The sequence below is a fragment of the Massilia rhizosphaerae genome, assembly GCF_016093545.1.
GTDB lineage: Bacteria > Pseudomonadota > Gammaproteobacteria > Burkholderiales > Burkholderiaceae_D > Telluria > Telluria rhizosphaerae.
In genome coordinates, this window is record NZ_JADKYX010000012.1 from 172,096 (window position 1) to 193,424 (window position 21,329).

General features: G+C 63.1%; 23 protein-coding genes. 19 read left to right on the forward strand and 4 right to left on the reverse strand.

Translation table 11 applies throughout. The features are described 5' to 3' along the window. Positions 1-3 precede the first annotated feature (3 nt). Complete coding sequence (locus ISF28_RS18330) at positions 4-840, forward strand: alpha/beta fold hydrolase (protein WP_370663462.1); 837 nt, start codon at positions 4-6, stop codon at positions 838-840. Positions 841-925: 85 nt separating this feature from the next. Then, the gene (locus tag ISF28_RS18335) at positions 926-1,696 is read left to right on the forward strand and encodes a TSUP family transporter (protein WP_198118613.1); all 771 of its coding nucleotides are present in this window, start codon (positions 926-928) and stop codon (positions 1,694-1,696) included. 18 nt (positions 1,697-1,714) lie between these two features. On the opposite strand, the gene ISF28_RS18340 is transcribed toward ISF28_RS18335, so the two are convergent. Continuing rightward, a complete protein-coding gene (locus ISF28_RS18340) occupies positions 1,715-2,743 on the reverse strand; it encodes a DUF1176 domain-containing protein (protein ID WP_198118614.1) in 1,029 nt (342 codons plus the stop codon). A 174-nt stretch (positions 2,744-2,917) separates the two neighbouring features. Between ISF28_RS18340 and mnmG the strand changes: the two genes are divergently transcribed. From mnmG to ISF28_RS18425, 17 genes are all read left to right on the forward strand, one after another. After that, positions 2,918-4,852: a tRNA uridine-5-carboxymethylaminomethyl(34) synthesis enzyme MnmG gene (mnmG, locus tag ISF28_RS18345; RefSeq protein WP_198118615.1), complete on the forward strand. Its 1,935-nt coding sequence runs from the start codon at positions 2,918-2,920 to the stop codon at positions 4,850-4,852. Beyond that, complete coding sequence (rsmG, locus tag ISF28_RS18350) at positions 4,849-5,496, forward strand: 16S rRNA (guanine(527)-N(7))-methyltransferase RsmG (protein WP_198118616.1); 648 nt, start codon at positions 4,849-4,851, stop codon at positions 5,494-5,496. Before mnmG ends, rsmG begins: the two co-directional genes overlap by 4 nt. A 140-nt stretch (positions 5,497-5,636) precedes the next feature. After that, complete coding sequence (locus tag ISF28_RS18355) at positions 5,637-6,407, forward strand: ParA family protein (RefSeq protein ID WP_198118617.1); 771 nt, start codon at positions 5,637-5,639, stop codon at positions 6,405-6,407. Between the two features lie 17 nt (positions 6,408-6,424). Further along, positions 6,425-7,309, forward strand: a complete 885-nt coding sequence (locus tag ISF28_RS18360; protein ID WP_198118618.1) for a ParB/RepB/Spo0J family partition protein — start codon at positions 6,425-6,427, stop codon at positions 7,307-7,309. Between the two features lie 367 nt (positions 7,310-7,676). Next, complete coding sequence (locus ISF28_RS18365) at positions 7,677-8,021, forward strand: ATP synthase subunit I (protein WP_198118619.1); 345 nt, start codon at positions 7,677-7,679, stop codon at positions 8,019-8,021. After that, positions 8,018-8,902 carry a F0F1 ATP synthase subunit A gene (atpB, locus tag ISF28_RS18370; RefSeq protein WP_198118620.1) on the forward strand — a complete coding sequence of 295 codons (885 nt, stop codon included), beginning with the start codon at positions 8,018-8,020 and terminating at the stop codon, positions 8,900-8,902. The genes ISF28_RS18365 and atpB overlap by 4 nt, the downstream gene beginning before the upstream one ends. A 69-nt stretch (positions 8,903-8,971) precedes the next feature. Continuing rightward, a complete protein-coding gene (gene atpE / locus ISF28_RS18375) occupies positions 8,972-9,217 on the forward strand; it encodes a F0F1 ATP synthase subunit C (protein ID WP_198118621.1) in 246 nt (81 codons plus the stop codon). 80 nt (positions 9,218-9,297) lie between these two features. Then, positions 9,298-9,768 (forward strand): F0F1 ATP synthase subunit B, encoded by a 471-nt coding sequence (locus ISF28_RS18380; RefSeq protein WP_198118622.1) that lies wholly within the window; start codon positions 9,298-9,300, stop codon positions 9,766-9,768. Between the two features lie 2 nt (positions 9,769-9,770). Beyond that, entirely contained in the window at positions 9,771-10,304 is a 534-nt protein-coding gene (locus ISF28_RS18385; protein WP_198118623.1) for a F0F1 ATP synthase subunit delta, read from the forward strand. Positions 10,305-10,376: 72 nt separating this feature from the next. Beyond that, positions 10,377-11,912: a F0F1 ATP synthase subunit alpha gene (gene atpA, locus ISF28_RS18390; RefSeq protein WP_198118624.1), complete on the forward strand. Its 1,536-nt coding sequence runs from the start codon at positions 10,377-10,379 to the stop codon at positions 11,910-11,912. 104 nt (positions 11,913-12,016) lie between these two features. After that, a complete protein-coding gene (gene atpG, locus ISF28_RS18395) occupies positions 12,017-12,898 on the forward strand; it encodes a F0F1 ATP synthase subunit gamma (protein ID WP_198118625.1) in 882 nt (293 codons plus the stop codon). 95 nt (positions 12,899-12,993) lie between these two features. Continuing rightward, positions 12,994-14,397 (forward strand): F0F1 ATP synthase subunit beta, encoded by a 1,404-nt coding sequence (gene atpD / locus ISF28_RS18400; protein ID WP_198118626.1) that lies wholly within the window; start codon positions 12,994-12,996, stop codon positions 14,395-14,397. Positions 14,398-14,423: 26 nt separating this feature from the next. Beyond that, on the forward strand, positions 14,424-14,849 hold the full coding sequence (locus ISF28_RS18405; RefSeq protein ID WP_198118627.1) for a F0F1 ATP synthase subunit epsilon: 426 nt from the start codon (positions 14,424-14,426) through the stop codon (positions 14,847-14,849). 314 nt (positions 14,850-15,163) lie between these two features. After that, complete coding sequence (locus ISF28_RS18410) at positions 15,164-15,595, forward strand: CoA-binding protein (protein WP_198118628.1); 432 nt, start codon at positions 15,164-15,166, stop codon at positions 15,593-15,595. Further along, complete coding sequence (locus ISF28_RS18415) at positions 15,592-16,434, forward strand: PPK2 family polyphosphate kinase (protein WP_198118629.1); 843 nt, start codon at positions 15,592-15,594, stop codon at positions 16,432-16,434. The genes ISF28_RS18410 and ISF28_RS18415 overlap by 4 nt, the downstream gene beginning before the upstream one ends. Before the next feature lie 27 nt (positions 16,435-16,461). Continuing rightward, entirely contained in the window at positions 16,462-17,097 is a 636-nt protein-coding gene (locus ISF28_RS18420) for a glutathione peroxidase (RefSeq protein WP_370663463.1), read from the forward strand. Positions 17,098-17,222: 125 nt separating this feature from the next. Further along, entirely contained in the window at positions 17,223-17,840 is a 618-nt protein-coding gene (locus ISF28_RS18425) for an OmpW/AlkL family protein (protein WP_198118630.1), read from the forward strand. A gap of 81 nt (positions 17,841-17,921) precedes the next feature. Here ISF28_RS18425 and ISF28_RS18430 read toward each other — a convergent pair whose 3' ends face one another. The 3 genes from ISF28_RS18430 to ISF28_RS18440 are packed head-to-tail and all read right to left on the reverse strand — an operon-like array spanning position 17,922 to position 21,109. Beyond that, positions 17,922-19,772 (reverse strand): chorismate-binding protein, encoded by a 1,851-nt coding sequence (locus tag ISF28_RS18430; RefSeq protein WP_198118631.1) that lies wholly within the window; start codon positions 19,770-19,772, stop codon positions 17,922-17,924. 8 nt (positions 19,773-19,780) lie between these two features. Next, entirely contained in the window at positions 19,781-20,359 is a 579-nt protein-coding gene (gene slmA, locus ISF28_RS18435) for a nucleoid occlusion factor SlmA (protein ID WP_198118632.1), read from the reverse strand. A 24-nt stretch (positions 20,360-20,383) separates the two neighbouring features. Next, complete coding sequence (locus ISF28_RS18440; protein ID WP_370663464.1) at positions 20,384-21,109, reverse strand: pyrimidine 5'-nucleotidase; 726 nt, start codon at positions 21,107-21,109, stop codon at positions 20,384-20,386. Positions 21,110-21,329: the final 220 nt, after the last annotated feature.

Sequence of the window (21,329 nt, forward strand, 5' to 3'; positions counted from 1 at the left end):
AACGTGATCGACGAATCCCTCATGCTGGACGTGAACGGCATCCGCATCCACACGACGACGATGGGGCAGGGCCTGGCCGTGCTGCTGCTGCACGGCTTTCCCGACACGCACCTCGTGTGGCGCAAGCAGGTCCCGGCGCTGGCCGCGGCCGGTTTCCGCGTGCTGGCGCCGGACCTGCGCGGCTACGGCCGCAGCGACGCGCCGGGCGGCATCTTCGACTACACGATGGATAAATTGCGGGGCGACGTGCTCGGCCTGCTGGATGCCCTGCACATCGACAAGGTCTTCCTCGTCGGCCACGACTGGGGCGGCATCATCGGCTGGCAGATCGCGGCGCTGGCGCCCGAACGCGTACGCCGCTTCGTGGCGATGTCGACGGGCCACCCGGATGCCATCGCGCGCGCCGGCCTGCTGCAGCGCTTGCGCATGACGTACATCCTCGGCTTCATCCTGCCGGTCCTGGCGGAGCATACGTTGCGCGCGGCCGACTGGTTCATCATGCGCCAATTCACCGACGAGCCCGGCCAGGCCGACCACTGGAAGCGGGATCTGTCGCCGCCGGGCCGCCTGACGGCCGCACTGAATTACTATCGCGCCAATCTGAACCTGGCCCTGCCGCACGGGCACCGGAAGGTGAGGGTGCCCGTGATGGGCATGTGGAGCGACCGCGACCCGGCGCTGGGCGAAAAGCAGATGCGCGACTCGGCCCATTATGTCGACGGCGAATTCCGTTTCGAGCGCATCCACGGCGCCGACCACTGGCTGCAATTGACGGCGGCGGACGAGGTCAACCGGCTGCTGCTGCAATTCCTGGAAGAGGGGCGGGCGGCGGCCGTGTGAACCGGTAACGGTTTGCTGCGTCGCAGCAATGGACGGGGCCTGACCGTCCTCTGCCGTACAATAACGCTTTTACGCGTTATTCCTCATGTTCGATTTTGCCCTGCTGGCCGTCGCGGCCTTCGTTGCCGGTCTCGTGGATGCTGTCGTCGGTGGGGGAGGATTGATCCAGATTCCGGCGATCTTCGCCGTGTTTCCGAAGGAAGTGCCGGCCACGCTGCTGGGGACGAACAAGCTGGCATCGATGTTCGGCACGGCGGTCGCCGCCGTCAGATACTCCCGCCGCGTGACGGTCGCATGGAGCACGGCGGCGCCGGCGGCCGTTGCCGCGTTCGCGCTGTCGTTCATCGGGGCCTGGACCGTGACCCGCGTGCCAGGCGACTTCGTGCGCAGCCTGCTGCCGTTGATCCTGCTGGCCGTGGCCGTGTACACGTTCAAGCAGAAGAACCTGGGCGCCGTGCACGCGCCGCTTCACAGCGGCATGAAGGAACGTTTATTGGCGACGGGCGCCGGCGCCGCGATCGGCTTTTATGATGGCTTCTTCGGTCCGGGCACGGGCAGCTTCCTGATCTTCCTGTTCGTGCGCTTCTTCGGCTTCGATTTCCTCAGTGCGTCGGCGGCCGCGAAGATCGTCAACGTCGCCTGCAATATCTCGGCACTGATCTGGTTCGGCTACAGCGGTCATTTGATCTGGCAGCTCGGCCTGTTGATGGCCGTGTGCCAGATCGCCGGCTCACTGGTTGGGACGCGACTCGCGCTCAAGCATGGCAGCGGGTTCGTGCGCAAGCTGTTCCTCGTCGTCGTCGGGTTGTTGATCGTAAAGACAGCGTTCGACACGTTCCGGCACCTGGGCTGGTGATTGTTTCACGTGGAACAATCAGCGGGCCTTGCGTACGTGGGTGACGAGCGTCGGTAGGTTCCAGGCACCGCCGGCCGCGATCTTGCGGCACATGCCCGTCGTCGCCGCCGATGTTTGCGCGAATGAGCGTCCGTCCCACGTCCAAGTCGCCGAGCCGAAGCAATCGCCGATGCCGCGGCCTTTTTGCGCCGATGAGATGACGCCGTCCGCGTAGTCCGTGGCGGACGTCGTGACGAGAACAGCGGAATAGGGTGGCTTGGCGTCGACGACCCAGTAGCCGTCGCCCGTGTTGTAGGCTGCCGTCCAGCAGGGGTGCGAGACGAGCAGTTTGTCGTGAGTGAGGTGCCTGACGTCGAGTGTGCCGGTGTCGACGTGCTTCGTGTCGACCAGCCCGCAGCTGCCATCCTTCACGGTCTTGCGGAGCGCGGCCATGAGATCTCGGGTCTGTGCAGTCGTCAGCTCGACCGGTTGCGTATCCGGGCTGACGACGCCCGCCTTGATCTCGGGCGGCGCAAGTGGCGGCAAAACATTTGATTCTGGGTTGGTACCTTTGCGCGCCAGCGCACCGGGCGTGCCGAGGCGCCCCTGGAATTCGTCCATCTTCAACAGCACGGCATTGGCGCCGTCCGTCGAGATCGTCCACGTCGTCCCGTTTACCGACCATGCGATGTGGCCGTCCTTGAGCAGTGCCGGCAGCAACGCCTTGACCTGTGCATCCGACAGCTTGCCGATGTTGGACTTCGGATCGATACCGACCGTGCCCAGCGCTTTGCCGTCGACCGTCATCGTAAGCTGATCGGGCGCTGGACGCCGGTCGTCATCGGCAAGCTGCAATTCGGCCGTGACCGGTTGGTTCGGGCCGGCGGCGCGCATCAACAGGATGGTGGCGTTCGGTTCGTCGTTTTCTTTGTGGTACCCGGCCGCGCGGCAGGTTCTCGTGTTGTCGCAGGCGAGTTCCCAATCCTTGTGGTTGAACGAGATGGATGGCAAGTCGTGGCGCGGATAGGCGCCGGCGGCGGCGCTGGCGACGAGCAGGGCGAGGGTCAATGGGCGTGGTCTCGGCATGGTAGCGATAGGTGGATGGCGTGGCAAAAGCCTAACATGAGCTCGCCTCCGCTGTTTCACGTGAAACAAAATCTGTCATTTTCGCGGTCGCGCAGAAGCCGCACGGAAAAAAGAATCTATAATCCTTGCTTAATCCTCCTCGCAACACACTCCATCATGTTATTTCCGACAGAATTCGACGTGATCGTCGTCGGCGGCGGCCATGCCGGCACCGAAGCGGCGCTCGCGTCTGCGCGCATGGGCCAAAAAACCCTGTTGCTCACTCACAATATCGAAACCCTGGGCGCGATGTCCTGCAACCCGTCCATCGGCGGCATCGGCAAGGGCCACCTCGTCAAGGAGGTCGATGCCATGGGCGGCGCAATGGCGATCGCCACCGACGAAGCCGGCATCCAGTTCCGCATCCTGAACTCCTCCAAGGGCCCTGCCGTGCGCGCCACCCGTGCCCAGGCCGACCGCATGCTGTACAAGCAGGCGATCCGTTCGCGCCTGGAAAATCAGCCGAACCTGTGGTTGTTCCAGCAGGCCGTCGATGACTTGATGGTCGAAGGCGACCGCGTCGTCGGGGCCGTCACGCAGATCGGCTTGCGCTTCCGGTCGCGCGCCGTCGTGCTGACGGCCGGCACTTTCCTCGACGGTAAGATCCACGTCGGCCTGCAAAACTACTCGGCCGGTCGCGCGGGCGATCCGCCGGCCGTGTCGCTATCGTCGCGCCTGAAGGAATTGAAACTGCCGCAGGGCCGTTTGAAGACGGGGACGCCGCCGCGCATCGACGGCCGCAGCATCGATTTTTCCGTCATGACGGAACAGCCGGGCGACCTGGATCCGGTGCCGGTGTTCTCGTACATGGGGAACGCGGCCATGCACCCGAAGCAGCTGCCGTGCTGGGTGACGCATACGAATGCGCAGACGCACGACATCATCCGTAACGGCCTCGACCGCAGCCCGATGTACACGGGCGTGATCGAGGGCGTCGGCCCGCGCTACTGCCCGTCGATCGAAGACAAGATCCATCGTTTTGCGTCGAAGGAATCGCACCAGATCTTCCTGGAGCCGGAAGGCCTGACGACGAACGAGTTTTATCCGAACGGTATCTCGACGAGCCTGCCGTTCGACGTGCAATTGGCGCTGGTGCGCTCGATGCGCGGCCTGGAGAACGCGTTCATCCTCCGTCCCGGCTACGCGATCGAATACGATTATTTCGACCCGCGCGGCCTGAAGGCGTCGCTGGAGACGAAGGCGATCGGCGGTCTGTTTTTCGCGGGCCAGATCAACGGGACGACCGGTTACGAAGAAGCCGCGGCGCAGGGCATGCTGGCGGGTATCAATGCGGCATTGCAGACGCAGGGCCGCGACGCATGGACGCCGTCCCGTTCCGAAGCCTACCTCGGCGTGCTCGTCGACGACCTGACGACGCAGGGCGTCGCGGAACCGTATCGCATGTTCACGAGCCGTGCGGAATACCGTCTGTCGTTGCGTGAAGACAATGCCGACATGCGCCTGACGGAGATCGGCCGCAAGCTGGGTGTCGTCGGCGATGCGCAGTGGGAAGCGTTCGAGCGCAAGCGGGAAGCCGTCGCGGTCGAACTGGAACGCCTGCGCTCGACGTGGGTCAACCCGCGCATCCTGGCGGCCGCCGAATCCGAGCGGGTGATCGGCCAGGCCATCGAGCGCGAATACAATCTCGCCGACTTGCTGCGCCGGCCGGGCGTCGAGTACGACAAGCTGGTGACCTTGCAGGGCGTCGACGGCCAGGCGCTGGGCGGCCCGGGCGTGACCGACTCGGCCGTAAAGGAGCAAGTCGAGATCCAGCTGAAATATTCGGGCTATATCAATCGCCAGGCGCGCGAGGTCGAGCGTCACGACTACTACGAAAACCTCAAGCTGCCGGACAACCTGAACTACCTGGAAATCCAGGCCCTGTCGATCGAAGTGCGCCAGAAGCTCGACAAGCAGCGTCCGGAAACGCTGGGCCAGGCATCGCGTATTTCCGGCGTGACGCCGGCGGCAATTTCTCTGCTGCTCGTGCACCTGAAGAAGCGCGGCGCGAAAGGTTTTACGAATGTGCCGAACGAGGAATCGGCCGCATGAAGAATTTCGACCGTACCGCCTTGTCCGCCGTACTGGGCGAGGGCATCGCCGCGATGCACCTCGACGTGACGCCGGCCCAGCAGGACAAGCTGATGGATTACCTGGCCATGATGTTCAAGTGGAACGCCGTGTACAACCTGACGTCGTTGCGCGATCCGATGCAGATGGTCACGCACCATTTGCTGGATTCTTTGGCCGCCGTGCCGGCGTTCGCGGGCGCGCGCAATGTGCTGGACGTGGGTTCGGGCGGGGGATTGCCGGGGATCGTGCTGGCGATCGTGCGTCCGGACATGAACGTGTCGATGATCGACACCGTGCACAAAAAGACGGCCTTTTTGACGCAGGTGAAGGCGCAACTCAGCCTGACGAACGTGACGGTGTACACGGCGCGGGTGGAGCAGCTGCAGGTGAGCGACAAATTCGACGTCATCACGTCACGTGCTTTTGCCGACCTCTCGGATTTCGTCAACTGGTCCAGTCATTTGCTGGCAGACGGCGGCCGCTATATCGCCCTGAAAGGGGTGGCCCCGAAAGACGAGCAGGAACGGCTGCCGGCCGAGTGGAAGGTGGCCGGGGTGGAATCGCTGCACGTGCCAAAGCTGGATGCCGAACGTCACCTGGTATTCATCGAACGTTCCACGTGAAACAATCGAAGCAATCGCGCCGCATGCGCCGGCGCATGGGGATAAAAAGATAAACCGTATAACCAGTTTATATCGTTGTTACCATATAAACCGTATAAATCGTTTTAATGGTATTAACGGTATGACTGAACAAGGCATACATGGCGAAAATTTTTTGCGTAGCAAACCAGAAGGGCGGGGTCGGCAAGACCACCACCAGCGTGAATCTGTCCGCCGGTCTCGCCAAGTTGGACCAGCGCGTGCTGCTGGTCGACCTCGACCCGCAGGGCAATGCCACCATGGGTGCGGGGATCAACAAGGCGGGGCTCACCTCGTCGATCTATGAGGTCCTGCTGGGCGAAGCCGACGTGGCGGCGGCGCGCCTGCGCAGCGAAGCGGGGCGCTTCGACGTGCTGCCGGCCAACCGCGAACTGGCCGGCGCCGAAGTCGAGATGGTCGCGCTGGAAAACCGCGAGCGCCGCCTCAAGGAGGCGCTGGCCAAGGTCGACGCCGATTACGACTTCATCCTGATCGACTGCCCGCCGGCGCTGTCGATGCTGACCTTGAACGGCCTCGTGTCCGCGCACGGCGTGATCATCCCGATGCAGTGCGAGTACTACGCGCTGGAAGGCTTGTCCGACCTCGTGAACACGATCAAGAAGGTGCACGCGAATCTGAACCATGATTTGCGCATCATCGGCCTGCTGCGCGTGATGTTCGATCCGCGCATGACGTTGTCGCAACAGGTCTCGGCCCAGCTCGAGCAGCATTTCGGCGACAAGGTGTTCAAGACGATCATCCCGCGCAATGTGCGCCTGGCGGAAGCACCGTCGTACGGCATCCCGGGCGTCACGTTCGATCCGTCCTCGAAAGGCGCACAGGCTTATATCGCCTTCGGCGCGGAGATGGTCGAACGCATCAAGACTATGTAACCAGAAATAGACAAGTTATGGCAACCAAAAAACTCAAAGGTCTCGGCCGCGGTCTCGACGCGCTGCTCGGCGGGGACGCCTCGGCGCCGCCGGCCGCGCCCAGCGGCGCGCCGTCCCTGCTGCCGGTCGCGCAGATCCAGGCCGGCAAATACCAGCCGCGCACGCGCATGGACGACGGCTCGCTGTCCGAGCTGGCCGCATCCATCAAGTCGCAAGGCATCATGCAGCCCGTGCTCGTCCGTCCGATCGACGGATCCGCCTCCGGCGCCCGCTACGAGATCATCGCCGGCGAACGGCGCTTCCGCGCGGCGCAACTCGCCGGCCTGGACGAGATTCCCGTCCTCGTGCGCGAAGTGGACGACCAGAACGCCGCGGCGATGGCGCTCATCGAGAACATCCAGCGCGAAGACTTGAATCCGCTGGAAGAAGCGCAGGGCATCGCGCGCCTGATCTCGGAATTCAGTTTTACGCACGAGCAGGCCGCGCAGGCCGTCGGCCGCTCGCGCAGCGCCGTGTCGAACCTGCTGCGCCTCGTGAACCTGGCGCAACCGGTGCAGACGATGCTGATGGCCGGCGACATCGACATGGGGCACGCGCGCGCGCTCCTGGCCGTCGACGCCGCCAGCCAGATCGGCCTGGCGAACCAGGTGATCGCCAAGCGCCTGTCCGTGCGCGAGACCGAAAAAATGGTGGCGCGCGCGCTGGAAGAGCAGAACGCACCGCCGGTCGCGCCCCGTCAGAAGGAAAAGTCGGGCGACATCGTGCGTCTCGAGGAAGAACTGTCCGACCGCCTCGCCACGCCCGTGATGTTCAAGATGGGACCGAAAGGCAAGGGGCAGTTGATCATCGACTTCGCCGACCTCGACGTCCTCGACACCGTCCTCGCGCGCCTGCGCGCTTAGGCCACACCCGCCGCGCACAGGCCCCCGGTGCACGGCCTGTTGTAATTAAGACACAGGAGCGACGCTCTTCGGTGCAGCGTCGCACCATCGCGGGCACGCCTGCGCATCAATTAAGTGCGCCGCGCGTTCCGGTGTAATGCTCGTTACGACGGCGAATATAGAGGCATCCAATCTTGCGGGACGCGCCGCCCGATGCCGGCAATTCATCATTTCCAGGTCCTATCTCCATGTTTTTGCTATCAAATCATACAACTTTACGCAGGCAGAATCGTTTGACTCAGTCTGGCGCAAGCACTTATAATCTCCGGGATTTCTGTAATTACCACGCCGTAACTAAGCTCCCGACGGCTTGCGCGAAAATAAGAACATGCTGCGCATAGTCTCCCTGCAATTAATAGCAACAACAGTCGCTGGTTTGATCGCCGGACTGCTGTGGGGCGGGGCTGCGATGTTTTCCGCGGTTCTGGGTGGATTGTGTTGTGTCGTCCCCAACGGCCTGTTCGCGCTGCGCCTGTTCGCAAGCGCGCGCCGACCGGGCGCCGCAAACCCGATGTCGTTTTTCATCGGCGAATTTATAAAGATTGCGTCGACACTCGCTTTCCTAGGGGCGATTGTCTGGTTGTACCACGACCTGAACTGGCCGGCGCTCCTCGGCGGCTTCATCGTGGCGCTCAAAAGTTACATCATCTTATTGTTTAGGCACCGTAAATGACTACTGAAAACGTGGCGGGAGCAGCACAACCAGCGGGTGAGCACGTCATCACCACTGGTGAATACATCACACACCACCTGCATCACAACGCATCGCACATCCAGCACGGACCGATCGACTTTTCTGTCATCCACTATGACACAATTTTGTGGTCGGTGTTGCTTGCTGCTATTGCCTCGATCGTCCTGATCGCCGCCGCGCGCCGCGTCACCAGCGGCGTGCCGGGCCGTTTCCAGGGCATGGTCGAAATGGTCGTCGAGATGGTCGAAGACCAATCCAAAGCCATCGTCCATGGCGACCGCACCTTCATCGCGCCGCTGGCCCTGGCCGTGTTCATCTGGGTCATCCTGATGAACTCGATGGACTTCCTGCCGGTCGACCTGTTCGCCACCATTTTCCGCGCGCTGGGCATCCATAATGCCGAAGGCCATGAGCCGTTCTTCCGCGTGGTCCCGACCGCCGACCTGAACGGTACGCTGGGCATGTCGCTGGTCGTGCTGTTCTTCATGCTGTACTACAACATCAAGATCAAGGGCGTGGGCGGTTTCGTGCACGAGCTGTTCAATGCGCCGTTCGGTTCCCATCCGGCCCTGTGGCCAGCCAACTTCGGCCTGAACCTCATCGAATTCGCTGCAAAAACTGTCTCGCTCGCAATGCGACTGTTCGGCAACATGTTTGCTGGCGAACTGATCTTCCTGCTGATCGCGCTGCTGGGCGCCCAGTGGGTTGGCTTCACGACCCAGAGTGTCCTGCTGTCGGGCCTGCACATTTTTGCCGGATCGATCTGGGCAGTGTTCCACATCCTGATCGTGCTGTTGCAAGCTTTCATTTTCATGATGCTGACGCTGGTGTACCTCGGCCAGGCGCATGAGGGTCACTAAGCGGCATCTCGTTTTTGCAGTATCCAGTAATTTTATTTTTTACTTTTTTGATTATCTAAGGAGTTTTTGATGACTAACGTCGCGTTCATTGCACTGGCTTGCGGTCTGATCATTGGTTTGGGTGCTATCGGTGCATGTATCGGTATCGGCATCATGGGCGGTAAGTTCATCGAAGCTTCGGCTCGCCAGCCTGAACTGATGAACACCCTGCAGACCAAGATGTTCCTGCTGGCCGGCCTGATCGACGCCGCATTCCTGATCGGTGTCGGTATCGCGATGATGTTCGCATTCGCTGCCCCGAATTTCGGCGGGTAATTCCCCGGACTCTTGAATAGCCGGGCCAGCGACGCACACCGCGTCGGCCCGGCGTACTTCATTCTGAGAAGGAAAAAGCTGTGAACTTAAACGCCACAATGTTTGTGCAGTCCATTGTGTTCCTCATCCTGGCGTGGGTCGTCGCGAAATTCGTGTGGCCGCCGGTGATGGGTGCGCTGGATGCACGTGCAACCAAGATCGCTGAAGGTCTGGCCGCAGCCGACCAGGGCAAGCAGGCCATGGCCGCTGCCGAGAAGCGCGTGCAGGTCGAACTGGCCAGCGCCCGCGACGAAGGTGCCAAGCGCATCGCCGACGCCGAAAAGCGCGCCCAGATGGTCGCCGACGAGATCAAGGCCAATGCCCAGGCCGAAGCCGAGCGCATCGTCGCCCAGGCCCGTGCCGAAGCCGAGCAACAGGTAAGCAAGGCGCGCGAAGAACTGCGTGCCCAGGTGGCCACGCTGGCCGTCGCGGGTGCCGAGCAGATCCTCAAGCGCGAAGTGAACGCAGCGGCCCACGCCGACCTGCTGAACCAACTGGCGACTGAGCTGTAATCATGGCTGAGCTCGCAACCGTTGCCCGCCCTTACGCCGAAGCGCTGTTCCGTGTCGCCCAAAACGGCGACATGAACGCCTGGTCGGCCGTCGTGTCGGAATTGGGCCAGATTGGTTCCAATGCCGACGTGCAAGCGTTCGCCAATAACCCGAACGTTACGCAAGCCCAGCTGGCCGACACGATTGCGTCCCTGGTCAAGTCGCCGCTGAACGCTGAAGCGAAGAACTTTATCTCGATGCTGGCCGAAAACGGCCGCGTCGCCCTGCTGACCCATATCGCTGCCCAGTTCCACGAACTGAAGAATGCGCACGAAGGCGCCGCCGACGCGCACATCTTCAGCGCGTTCGACCTCGCTCCGGCGCAGGTGGGGCAGCTGGCCGCATCGCTGGAAAAGAAATTTGGCCGCAAGCTGAACCCAACGGTGACAGTGGATCCTTCGCTGATCGGTGGTGTGCGCGTGGTCGTTGGCGACGAAGTGCTCGACACCTCGGTGCGTGCGAAGCTGCAACAGATGCATGTTGCGCTCACCGCCTGAGGCATTCGCACGATACGCCGGCGCCCGACGCCCTTGCCCTACGCATCAAGAAACTATTAGGAGTTAGCACTCATGCAACTTAACCCATCTGAAATCAGCGAACTGATCAAGAGCCGGATCCAGGGTCTCGAGGGTTCCGCTGAAGTTCGCAATCAAGGCACGGTGATTTCCGTCGCCGACGGTATCTGCCGCATCCATGGTCTGTCGGACGTGATGCAGGGCGAGATGCTGGAATTCCCCGGCAACACCTTTGGCCTGGCCATGAACCTGGAGCGCGACTCGGTCGGCGCCGTGGTGCTGGGTAACTACGAGCAAATCTCGGAAGGCGACATCGTCAAGACCACCGGCCGCATCCTGGAAGTGCCGATCGGTCCGGAACTGCGTGGCCGCGTCGTCAACGCGCTGGGCCAGCCGATCGACGGCAAGGGTCCGATCAACACGACCCTGACCGCCCCGGTCGAGAAGATCGCACCGGGCGTGATCGCGCGTGAATCCGTGTCGCAGCCGATGCAGACCGGCCTCAAGGCAATCGACTCGATGGTGCCGATCGGCCGTGGCCAGCGCGAGCTGATCATCGGCGACCGCCAGACCGGCAAGTCGGCCGTGGCAGTCGACGCGATCATCAACCAGAAGGGTCAGAACATGACCTGCGTGTACGTTGCGATCGGCCAGAAAGCATCGACCATCAAGAACATCGTGCGTTCGCTGGAACAGCACGGCGCGATGGAGTACACGATCGTCGTCGCCGCTTCCGCTTCGGAATCGGCCGCCATGCAATACATCTCGGCCTACTCGGGCTGCGCGATGGGCGAATACTTCCGCGACCGCGGCGAAGACGCGCTGATCGTCTATGATGACCTGTCGAAGCAAGCTGTTGCTTATCGTCAAATTTCGCTGCTGCTGCGCCGCCCGCCGGGCCGTGAAGCATATCCTGGCGACGTGTTCTACCTGCATTCGCGTCTGCTGGAGCGTGCCGCACGCGTCAACGCCGACTACGTCGAAGCCTTCACCGGCGGCGCCGTCAAGGGCAAGACCGGTTCGCTGACCGCGCTGCCGATCATCGAAACCCAGGCGGGCGACGTCTCGGCGTTCGTGCCGACCAACGTGATCTCGATTACCGACGGCCAGATCTTCCTGGAGACCTCCCTGTTCAACGCCGGTATCCGTCCCGCGATCAACGCCGGTATCTCGGTGTCGCGCGTCGGTGGCGCCGCCCAGACCAAGGTCATCAAGGGCCTGTCCGGCGGTATCCGTACCGACCTGGCGCAGTACCGCGAGCTGGCTGCGTTCGCGCAGTTCGCATCGGACCTGGACGAATCGACCCGCAAGCAGCTGGACCGCGGTGCGCGCGTGACGGAACTGCTGAAGCAGCCGCAGTATTCGCCGCTGCCGATCTCGCTGATGGCCGCGTCGCTGTTCGCCGTCAACAAGGGCTACTTCGACGACATCGACGTCAAGCAAGTGCTGGCTTTCGAAGCCGGCCTGCACGGCTACCTGAAGACCAAGCACGCTGCCCTCCTGTCGAAAATCGAAGAAACGAAGCAACTGGACAAGGACGGCGAAGCTGAGCTGGCCTCCGCCGTTGCCGAATTCAAGAAAGCATTCTGATCGATTCGGGATGGACACGCCGCCAGCGGCGCGCCCGTCCCGCCGACCAGGGTGAGGGCCGCTGGAAGCTTGCTGCGGCCCTCAAACCAAAGGAGTAAGGACTCATGGCAGTAGGCAAAGAGATACGTGGCAAGATCAAAAGCGTAGAGAATACGAAGAAGATCACCAAGGCGATGGAAATGGTCGCCGCGTCCAAGATGCGCAAGGCGCAGGAACGGATGCGTGCCGCCCGTCCCTACAGTGAGAAGATTCGCAACATCACCGCCAATCTGGCTTCCACCAATCCGGAGTACACGCACCCGTTCATGGCCAAGGCCAAGGACGTCAAGCGCAATGCGGTCGGCTTCATCGTCGTCACGACCGACAAGGGTCTGTGCGGCGGCATGAACACCAACGTGCTGCGTCAGGTGGTGCAGAAGACGCGCGAATTGGAACAAGCCGGCAACAGGATCGAAGCGGTCGCCATCGGCAACAAGGGCCTCGGTTTCCTCAATCGTATCGGCGTGAACGTGATGTCGAGCCTGACCCAGATCGGCGACACGCCGCACCTGGAAAAGCTGATCGGCCCGATCAAGGTGATGCTGGACGCTTTCCAGGACGGCACGCTGGACGCCGTCTACCTGTGCTACACCCGGTTCATCAACACGATGAAGCAGGAGCCCGTCGTCGAGCAGCTGTTGCCGCTGCCGGCCAAGGCCCTCGAAGCGGACAAGGCCGGTTATGGATGGGATTACATCTATGAACCGGACGCGGCTTCCGTCATCGACGAACTGCTGGTGCGCTACGTCGAGGCGCTGGTCTACCAGGCGGTCGCCGAGAACCTGTCGTCCGAGCAATCGGCACGCATGGTGGCGATGAAGGCGGCAAGCGACAACGCGGGCAGCGTCATCGGTGAACTGAAGCTGGTCTATAACAAGACCCGCCAGGCTGCGATTACCAAAGAACTTTCCGAGATCGTCTCCGGCGCGGCGGCTATCAGCGCTTGACGAACACTCATTGATCGCGGGACAGGGCGAGCGCGTGCGCCGGTTGCTGTCCCCACAGGTCTTAACGAATTAAAACTATATCTGAAGGAACGAAAATGGCTGATGGCAAAATCGTTCAGTGTATCGGCGCCGTGGTCGACGTGGAATTCCCGCGCGACGCAATGCCGAAGGTCTATGACGCACTGAAAATGGAAGGCTCCGAACTGACCCTGGAAGTGCAGCAGCAGTTGGGTGACGGCATCGTCCGTACCATTGCGCTGGGCAGCTCGGAAGGTCTGCGTCGCGGCATGGCTATCCAGAACACCGGCAACCCGATCATGGTGCCGGTCGGTCCGGCCACCCTGGGCCGCATCATGGACGTGCTGGGCAACCCGATCGACGAGCGCGGTCCGGTCAGCCAGGAAAAGACGGCATCGATCCACCGCGCCGCACCGGAGTACGACGAGCTGTCGCCGTCGCAAGACCTGCTGGAAACCGGCATCAAGGTGATCGACCTGGTCTGCCCGTTCGCCAAGGGCGGTAAGGTCGGCCTGTTCGGCGGCGCCGGCGTCGGCAAGACCGTGAACATGATGGAACTGATCAACAACATCGCAAAAGCGCACTCGGGTCTGTCCGTGTTCGCCGGCGTGGGTGAGCGTACCCGTGAAGGTAACGACTTCTACCACGAGATGGCCGATTCCAAGGTCGTCGACCTGGACAACCTGGGCAACTCGAAAGTCGCGATGGTCTACGGCCAGATGAACGAGCCGCCGGGCAACCGTCTGCGCGTCGCGCTGACCGGCCTGACGATCGCCGAGTCGTTCCGTGACGAAGGCCGTGACGTTCTGTTCTTCGTGGATAACATCTACCGTTACACCCTGGCCGGTACCGAAGTGTCGGCACTGCTGGGCCGTATGCCGTCCGCCGTGGGCTACCAGCCGACGCTGGCCGAAGAAATGGGCCGCCTGCAAGAGCGCATCACGTCGACCAAGACCGGTTCGATCACCTCGATCCAGGCCGTGTACGTCCCTGCGGACGACTTGACCGACCCGTCGCCGGCCACCACCTTCGCCCACCTGGACTCGACCGTCGTGCTGTCGCGTGACATCGCTTCGCTGGGTATCTACCCGGCAGTCGATCCGCTCGACTCGACCTCGCGCCAGCTGGACCCGCTCGTCGTCGGCCAGGAACACTACGAGACCGCGCGCGCCGTGCAGGGCACCCTGCAGCGCTACAAGGAACTGCGCGACATCATCGCGATTCTGGGCATGGACGAACTGGCACCGGAAGACAAGCTGGTCGTCGCACGCGCGCGCAAGATGCAGCGTTTCCTGTCGCAGCCGTTCCACGTCGCCGAAGTCTTCACGGGTTCGCCGGGCAAGTACGTCTCGCTGAAGGACACGATCAAGGGCTTCAAGATGATCGCATCGGGCGAGCTGGACCACCTGCCGGAGCAGGCGTTCTACATGGTCGGTACCATCGAAGAAGCAATCGAAAAGGCCAAGAAGCTGGCTGCTTGATCGCTTAGCCTCTTCAAAGGACACACATGGCAAATACCATTCACGTTGACGTCGTCTCGGCCGAAGAGCAGATCTTTTCGGGCGAAGCCGAGTTCGTCGCGTTGCCGGGTGAAGCAGGTGAGCTGGGTATCTACCCGATGCACACCCCCTTGATCACGCGCATCCGCCCGGGTGCCGTGCGCATCAAAGTGCCGGGCCGTAGCGACGAAGAGTTCGTGTTCGTCGCCGGCGGCATCCTGGAAGTCCAGCCGAAAGGCGTGACGGTCCTCGCCGACACCGCGATCCGCGGTGCCGACCTGGACGAAGCGAAAGCCCAGGAAGCCAAGCGCCGTGCCGAAGAGCAGATGCAGAACAAGGAATCGCAGATCGACTACGCCAAGGCGCAAGCCGAACTGGCGGCGGCGATCGCCCAGCTGGCGGCCATCGCCAAGCTGCGTCAAAAAGGACGCTGATCGCGGCCGTTCGCGCGCTCAAAGAAAAGCAGCCTCCGGGCTGCTTTTTTATTTCCAAAATTCGGGGTCAGAGCATGTTTTTCTTGAGATTCGGGGTCAGAGCAATTTTGGGAACAATATCTTTTGCACAAAAAAACGCTCGGAATCGACGCGGTTTGCGGACGGAGCGTGGCGTATATCGCGATAAGCTTTCTTGCAAACCATTGATAAAAAAAGTGCTCTGACCCCGAATTTTTGCCAAATTGTGCTCTGACCCCGAATTTTGCAAACCTGATAAGCTAGCGTCAACGACGAGACGAACCGAGTAACAGGCCATGCGAACCATCGAACAAATCCTCCGCGCCGCCCGGACCGTGGCCGTGGTCGGGCTGTCGAACAAGCCCGAGCGCGCCAGCCTGGAGGTTGCCAGCTACCTGCAGGAGCAGGGCTACCGCATCATTCCCATCAATCCGGCCTACGCGGGCCAGGAGATCCTCGGCGAGACCGTGTACGCCACGCTGCAGGAAGCGGCCGACGCGCTCGCGCCCGGCGGCACGCGCATCGACATCGTCGATTGCTTCCGCAAATCCGAAGATATCCCGCCCATCGCCAAGGACGCCATCGATGTGCGCGCCGGCTGCTTGTGGATGCAGCTCGGCATCGAGAACCAGGTCGCCGCCGACCTGGCCCGCGCCGCCGGCCTGGACGTGGTGACGAACCACTGCATGCTGATCGAGCACCGCAAGCTGGGCGAGCAGGTCGCATGAGCAAGACGATGCTCGAACGTTTCCGCGCCCCGAAGAATCTCGAACTGCGCGACAAGGACGCCGGCGATACCCCGCTGCGCGACGATGAGAACGGCAAGCTCAAGAATGGCGACATCAAGGAACGCGAGCGGGCGCTCACTACCGAGCTGACGGCCGAAGTGGCCAAGCTGCAGGAAAAGCTGTACGCGGCGCGCAACCAAAAGCTCCTGTTGATCCTGCAAGGCATGGACACGTCCGGCAAGGACGGGACGATCCGCGCACTGTTCTCGCAGATCAATCCGATGGGCCTGCACGCCACGGGCTTCGTCGCGCCGACCGACAAGGAAAAGGCCCACGATTTTCTCTGGCGCGTGCACGCGCGCGTGCCGGGCAAGGGCGAAATCGGCATCTTCAACCGCAGCCATTACGAGGACGTGCTCGTGCCGCGCATCCAGGGCACGCTGGACGACAAGGAGCGCGAGCGCCGCTACGCCCAGATCCGCGACTTCGAGCGCATGCTGGCCGAGACCGGGACGACGGTCATCAAGGTCTTCCTGCACATCTCCAAGGATGAACAGCGCGAGCGCCTGCAGGCGCGCCTGGACGATCCGGAGAAGCACTGGAAGTTCGACCCGGCCGACCTGGCCGCGCGCGACAAATGGGACCTCTACCAGCAGGCCTACGCCGACATGATCAACGCGACCGATTGCGACCACGCGCCGTGGTACGTCGTCCCGGCCGACTCGAAAACGCACCGCAACCTGATCATCGCCCATCTGCTGCTGGAGACGATGCGGGGCATGAAGCTCGAATGGCCGGCGCCCAAGGCGGACATGTCGAAGGTGAAGATAACGGGCTGAGCGACGGGCCGCGCGGATTGTCATAGAATGAAGATCCACCAACCCGCGCCCCTTCCGATCATGCTCAAGACCACCGCTTTGCTGCTTACCCTCGGCGCCGCCGCGACGTTCTCCGCGGCGCCGCCCGCGCTGGCGCAGACGCCGGCCGCCGCGGCGCAACCGTCCGCCCATCCGGCCAGCTGCCCGGCCGTGCTGCAGCACACCTTCAAGCGCCTGCAGGACGAAGCGCCGCAGGATTTATGCCAGTACGCCGGCAAGGTCGTGCTGGTGGTGAACACGGCCAGCTACTGCGGTTTTACCAAGCAGTACGACGGCCTCGAAAAACTGTACGCGAAGTACGCGCCGCGCGGCCTTGTCGTGCTGGGCTTCCCGTCGAACGATTTCAAACAGGAAGACGCGGACGCCAAGAAGATCGCCGACCTGTGTTACAACACGTACGGCGTGAAATTCCCGATGTTCACGAGCACCGTCGTGACGGGAACGGGGGCCAATCCACTGTATTCGGAATTGATCAAGGCCACCGGCAACCAGCCCAAGTGGAACTTCAATAAATACCTGATCGACCGGAACGGTAACGTCATCGACTACTTCCCGAGCAAGGTGACGCCGGAGGATCCGACCCTCGTCGGCAAGATCGAACAGGCGCTCCAGGTCCGTTCTTGATCTAAAACAGGTCGCCGTAATAACCCGTATGGCCTCATGGTCATTTTGATTCAAGTCAACGATTTTGCTGAGGTGGCTCAATAGACTGGTCTTCGCTGAACAACAACGCGAAGAAAGGTCTCACCATGAAAAAGTCGAGGTTGAAACTGGTGTGTGCAGCCCTGGTCCTGGCCGGGGTTGCCGTCCCCGCACTGGCGCAGGAATCGCCATGGGTGGTGCGTGTGCGGGCGGTATACATCAATCCGGCCGACAAATCCGATCCCGTCGGCGGCACCGGCGCAAGCGACCGCCTGCACGTCAGCGACAAGTGGATCCCGGAAGTCGACATCTCGTATTTCCTCACCCCTAACTGGGCCGCCGAACTGGTCCTCACGTATCCGCAAAAGCACGACGTCACGCTGGACGGCCAGCGCATCGGCAGCTTCAAGCACTTGCCGCCGACCCTGCTGGCGCAATATCACTTCCTGCCGGGCGCGCAGATCGATCCCTACGTCGGCGCCGGCATCAACTACACCTTGATCTCCAAGGTCGACATCCTGAACGGCGCCGGGCGCCTCGAGCACGACAGCATCGGCGCGGCGCTGCAGGCCGGCGTCGACTTCCGCATCGACAGCAAGTGGTCCGTCAATCTCGACGTGAAGAAGGTGCAGATCCGCAGCGACGTCGACATCAACGGCGTGCGCGCCAGCCGCGTGCGCATCGACCCGGTGCTGTTCGGCGTCGGCGTCGGTTACCGTTTCTGACGGACGTAACGAACCCCCGCTTCCTCCAAAAGCGTGCCGGCCGTAACAGGCCGGTTTTGGCCGGCCTTGCGCCGGCCCTTTTTATTTGAGTACGACGGCGCGCAACGCCCCGCGCAAGGCGTTGCAGACGACGATCTCCTGCGCATGCGCGAGGCTCTCGCGCGTGAGGGGACATTCGATCGCGTCCCAGGCCGGATCGTCCAGCAGCACGACGCGCATCACGCCCGGCAGCACGCCGGACGACAGCGGCGGCGTGTACCAGCGGCCGGCGATCTTCACGAACACATTGCTGCGCCCACCCTCGGTCAGTTCGCCGCGCTCGTTGAAGAACAAGGTGTCGAAGGCGCCCACGCTTGCCGCCGCGCGCCAGGCCGCATCGTAGCGGCTGCGGACGCTCGTCTTGTGGCGCAGGAAGACGTCGTGCGCGCGGGTCGGCGCGTCGGACAGCAGCACCGTCACCGGTTCGCTCAACGGCGCCAGCGCGCCCGTCTGCACGACGATTTCGCCATCGGGCCGCAGCGCGAGACGCACGCGGTGCGGGCCGTCGGGCAGCGCGGCGCAGGCTTCGAGCGCGGCGGCGCGCGCGAGCTCCGGATTGAACGGATGGCCGAAATACGCCGCGGACGCTTGCAGGCGCGCGAGGTGGCGCTCCAGGTGGCGGCAGCCGCCCCCGCGCGTCGCGTAAATGGTTTCGAAGATGTCGAAGTCGTTCGTCAGCCCGGTGAGGAAGCTCGCCTTGAGCCGGCATTCGGCGTACTCCGCGCCGGCGTCGCTGTCGTAGACGATGCCCGCGCCGACACCCAGTTCGCCGTGCCGCACGCCGTTCTGTTCCGGCTGCAGCGTCAAGGTGCGGATCGGGACGGCCAGGCAAAAATCGCCGAACCCGGCATCGTGGTGTTTGCCGAATCCGGCGCCCGGCGGCGGCGGATCGATCCAGCCGATCGCGCCCGTGTAGATGCCGCGCGCGGCCGGTTCCAGTTCGCGGATGATCTCCATCGTGCGGCGCTTGGGCGCGCCCGTGATCGAGCCGCAGGGATACAGTGCAGCAAAGATGTCCTGCAACGACGTGCCCGGCGCGAGCTGGGCCTGCACGGTCGACGTCATCTGCAGCACGCTGCTGTAGCGCTTCACTTCGAACAGCGCCGGCACGCCCACGCTGCCGGTGCGCGCGATGCGTCCCAGGTCGTTGCGCAGGAGGTCGACGATCATGAGGTTCTCGGCGCGGTTCTTCGGATCGGCGGCCAGGTGCTGGGCGCGCACGGCGTTCACGAGATCGTCGTTGTCCGCCGGCGCCGTCCCTTTCATCGGGCGCGCCAGCAGGCGGCCGGCGTCGTGGCGCACGAACAGTTCCGGCGACAGCGACAGCACGGCGCGGCCGTCCGGCAGGGCGATCAAGGCACCGTAGGGCACCGGCTGGCGCGCGCGCAGGCGCGCGTACAGCGCACACACGGGGCCGAACGCGTCGAAGCGCAGGCGATACGTGTAATTGACCTGGTACGTGTCGCCGGCCGCGATGTAATCGCGGATGCGCCCGATCGCATGCGCGAACGTGGCCTCGTCGACGTTGGCGCGTACAAAGCCGATGCCGGCCGGGCCGGGGCCCTGTTCGTCCGCGCGCGCCGCCAGCCAGGCGTCGACCTCCGCCGCATCCAGCATGTCGTAGCGTTCGAACAGCAGCACCTGGGCCAGCGGCGCGTGGAGCTCGCGCGCGGGCGCGATGCCGGCCAGCTGTTCGCCCAGTTCATAGGTCAGCACGGGCACGGCGTGCAGGCCGCGCGCGAGGGCGTCCTGCACGCCGTCGAGCAGGCGCGGCCAGTCTTCGATGCGCTGGCAGGCCAGCATGCCGGCATAACCGCCGTACAGGCGCGAGCGCGCCTGCGCATGGCCTTCGGCACTCGCGTCGTCGAGGAGGGCGAATACGGTGGCGTCCATGGCGGCGGTCAGGCGGCGAGCAACAGGGCCAGCTGCAGCGGGCTGTTCTCCGTGGGGTGCTGTTTGAAACCGCTCTTGGCGTAGCGGTGCCAGCGCCCGGTCACGTACGAGACGAGCATCGCGGCACGCGCGGCCACGTCTTCCTCGCGTCCGTGGTCCTGGGTGGCGGCCACGCGCAGCGCCTGCTTGAACGCCAGCTCGATCTTGTCGTAGAACTGGTTCATGCGCAGCTGCAGGCGGTCGTCCTCGCCGACGAGGGCGTCGCCGATCAGCACGCGCGTCATGCCCGGATTGTTGGCGGCGAACGTCAGCAGGATCTGCAGCATCGCATGCGCCTGCGCGACGCCGTTGTCCTCGCGTTCCGCTACCTGGTTGAACAGGGTGAACACGGTCGCCTCGATGAATTCGATCAGGCCCTCGAACATCTGGGCCTTGCTGGCGAAATGGCGGTACAGGGCCGCTTCCGACACCGACAGGCGGGCGGCCAGCGCCGCCGTCGTGATCTTCTCGCCCTTGGGATGTTCGAGCATGGCCGCCAGGGCTTGGAGGATCTGCTGTTTGCGTTGGCCCGGCTTCGTGCTTGCCATGTTGTTCGAGGTTCCCCGTGTGAGTCAGTGTGCCAGCCGGCGCAAATGCGCGGGCAGCTTGAGAACGGATTTTACTTTGACATCGACGTAACCGGGGCGTTTGATCATTTTCGGCAGGGGCGCTTTGCCGATCGGATCGCTGTAGCGTAGGTATTGCGTGACCCATACCGTGCGCACGCCCAGCTGCTTGGCGCGCTTGAGGTTCATGAGCGTGTCCTCGACGAGGATGCAGCGGCTCGCCGCCACGCCGTGCCGGCGCAGCAGGCGGCGCAGCATCAGCTTCGACGGCTTCGGACGCAGCTGGCCGTGCACGCGCATGTCCTCGATCGAGACGTGGTGCGCGAACTGGCGCTGCAGGCCGATGTGGCGCACGACGCCCGTCGAATACGCGGTCGGCGCATTCGTCAGCAGGATCTTGCGGCCCGGCAGACGGCGCAGCGCGCGTTCCAGGCCGCGCTCGAAGCGCACCAGGTCGTGCAGCGCGCCGATGTCGTGCGTCTGGCGCAGGAAGTCCGCCGCGTCGACGCGGTGGTGGCGGATCATGCCCAGCAACGTCGCGCCATAACGCTTCCAGTAGCCGACGCGGGCCGCGTCGACGGCGTCCTGGCTCGCCGGCGTGACGCCGTCGCCGAGCACGCGCGCGATGTACGTGTTCATGTTGGCGCTGATCGCCGGGAAGATCGCGTGCGATGCGTCGTGCAATGTGTTGTCGAGGTCGAACAGCCAGACGGGCGAGCGGAGCTTGGGCACGGGACAGGAAAACGAAGGAGGAAGTGGCGATTATATCGGGACGGCGCAAGGGAATTCCGACCTCTGATCCAGATCGCATGTCGAACTGCTGAGCAGATCAATAATCGATTCAGCACGATTACCCAATTTGGATGCCGGATGGAAATACAGGCGAGGGCAGTCGGCCAGGGATGACGTCAACCGGCAGTTCTTACCAGTGAGGATGCGTATGCGACGCTTC

Bases quoted from the DNA above. Each gene is read 5' to 3' on its own strand.
- ISF28_RS18335 (WP_198118613.1), top strand. From the start codon at position 926: ATGTTCGATTTTGCCCTGCTGGCCGTCGCGGCCTTCGTTGCCGGTCTC.
- mnmG (WP_198118615.1), top strand. From the start codon at position 2,918: ATGTTATTTCCGACAGAATTCGACGTGATCGTCGTCGGCGGCGGCCAT.
- rsmG (WP_198118616.1), top strand. From the start codon at position 4,849: ATGAAGAATTTCGACCGTACCGCCTTGTCCGCCGTACTGGGCGAGGGC.
- ISF28_RS18355 (WP_198118617.1), top strand. From the start codon at position 5,637: ATGGCGAAAATTTTTTGCGTAGCAAACCAGAAGGGCGGGGTCGGCAAG.
- ISF28_RS18360 (WP_198118618.1), top strand. From the start codon at position 6,425: ATGGCAACCAAAAAACTCAAAGGTCTCGGCCGCGGTCTCGACGCGCTG.
- ISF28_RS18365 (WP_198118619.1), top strand. From the start codon at position 7,677: ATGCTGCGCATAGTCTCCCTGCAATTAATAGCAACAACAGTCGCTGGT.
- atpB (WP_198118620.1), top strand. From the start codon at position 8,018: ATGACTACTGAAAACGTGGCGGGAGCAGCACAACCAGCGGGTGAGCAC.
- atpE (WP_198118621.1), top strand. From the start codon at position 8,972: ATGACTAACGTCGCGTTCATTGCACTGGCTTGCGGTCTGATCATTGGT.
- ISF28_RS18385 (WP_198118623.1), top strand. From the start codon at position 9,771: ATGGCTGAGCTCGCAACCGTTGCCCGCCCTTACGCCGAAGCGCTGTTC.
- atpA (WP_198118624.1), top strand. From the start codon at position 10,377: ATGCAACTTAACCCATCTGAAATCAGCGAACTGATCAAGAGCCGGATC.
- atpG (WP_198118625.1), top strand. From the start codon at position 12,017: ATGGCAGTAGGCAAAGAGATACGTGGCAAGATCAAAAGCGTAGAGAAT.
- atpD (WP_198118626.1), top strand. From the start codon at position 12,994: ATGGCTGATGGCAAAATCGTTCAGTGTATCGGCGCCGTGGTCGACGTG.
- ISF28_RS18405 (WP_198118627.1), top strand. From the start codon at position 14,424: ATGGCAAATACCATTCACGTTGACGTCGTCTCGGCCGAAGAGCAGATC.
- ISF28_RS18410 (WP_198118628.1), top strand. From the start codon at position 15,164: ATGCGAACCATCGAACAAATCCTCCGCGCCGCCCGGACCGTGGCCGTG.
- ISF28_RS18415 (WP_198118629.1), top strand. From the start codon at position 15,592: ATGAGCAAGACGATGCTCGAACGTTTCCGCGCCCCGAAGAATCTCGAA.
- ISF28_RS18420 (WP_370663463.1), top strand. From the start codon at position 16,462: ATGAAGATCCACCAACCCGCGCCCCTTCCGATCATGCTCAAGACCACC.
- ISF28_RS18425 (WP_198118630.1), top strand. From the start codon at position 17,223: ATGAAAAAGTCGAGGTTGAAACTGGTGTGTGCAGCCCTGGTCCTGGCC.
- ISF28_RS18430 (WP_198118631.1), bottom strand. From the start codon at position 19,772: ATGGACGCCACCGTATTCGCCCTCCTCGACGACGCGAGTGCCGAAGGC.
- slmA (WP_198118632.1), bottom strand. From the start codon at position 20,359: ATGGCAAGCACGAAGCCGGGCCAACGCAAACAGCAGATCCTCCAAGCC.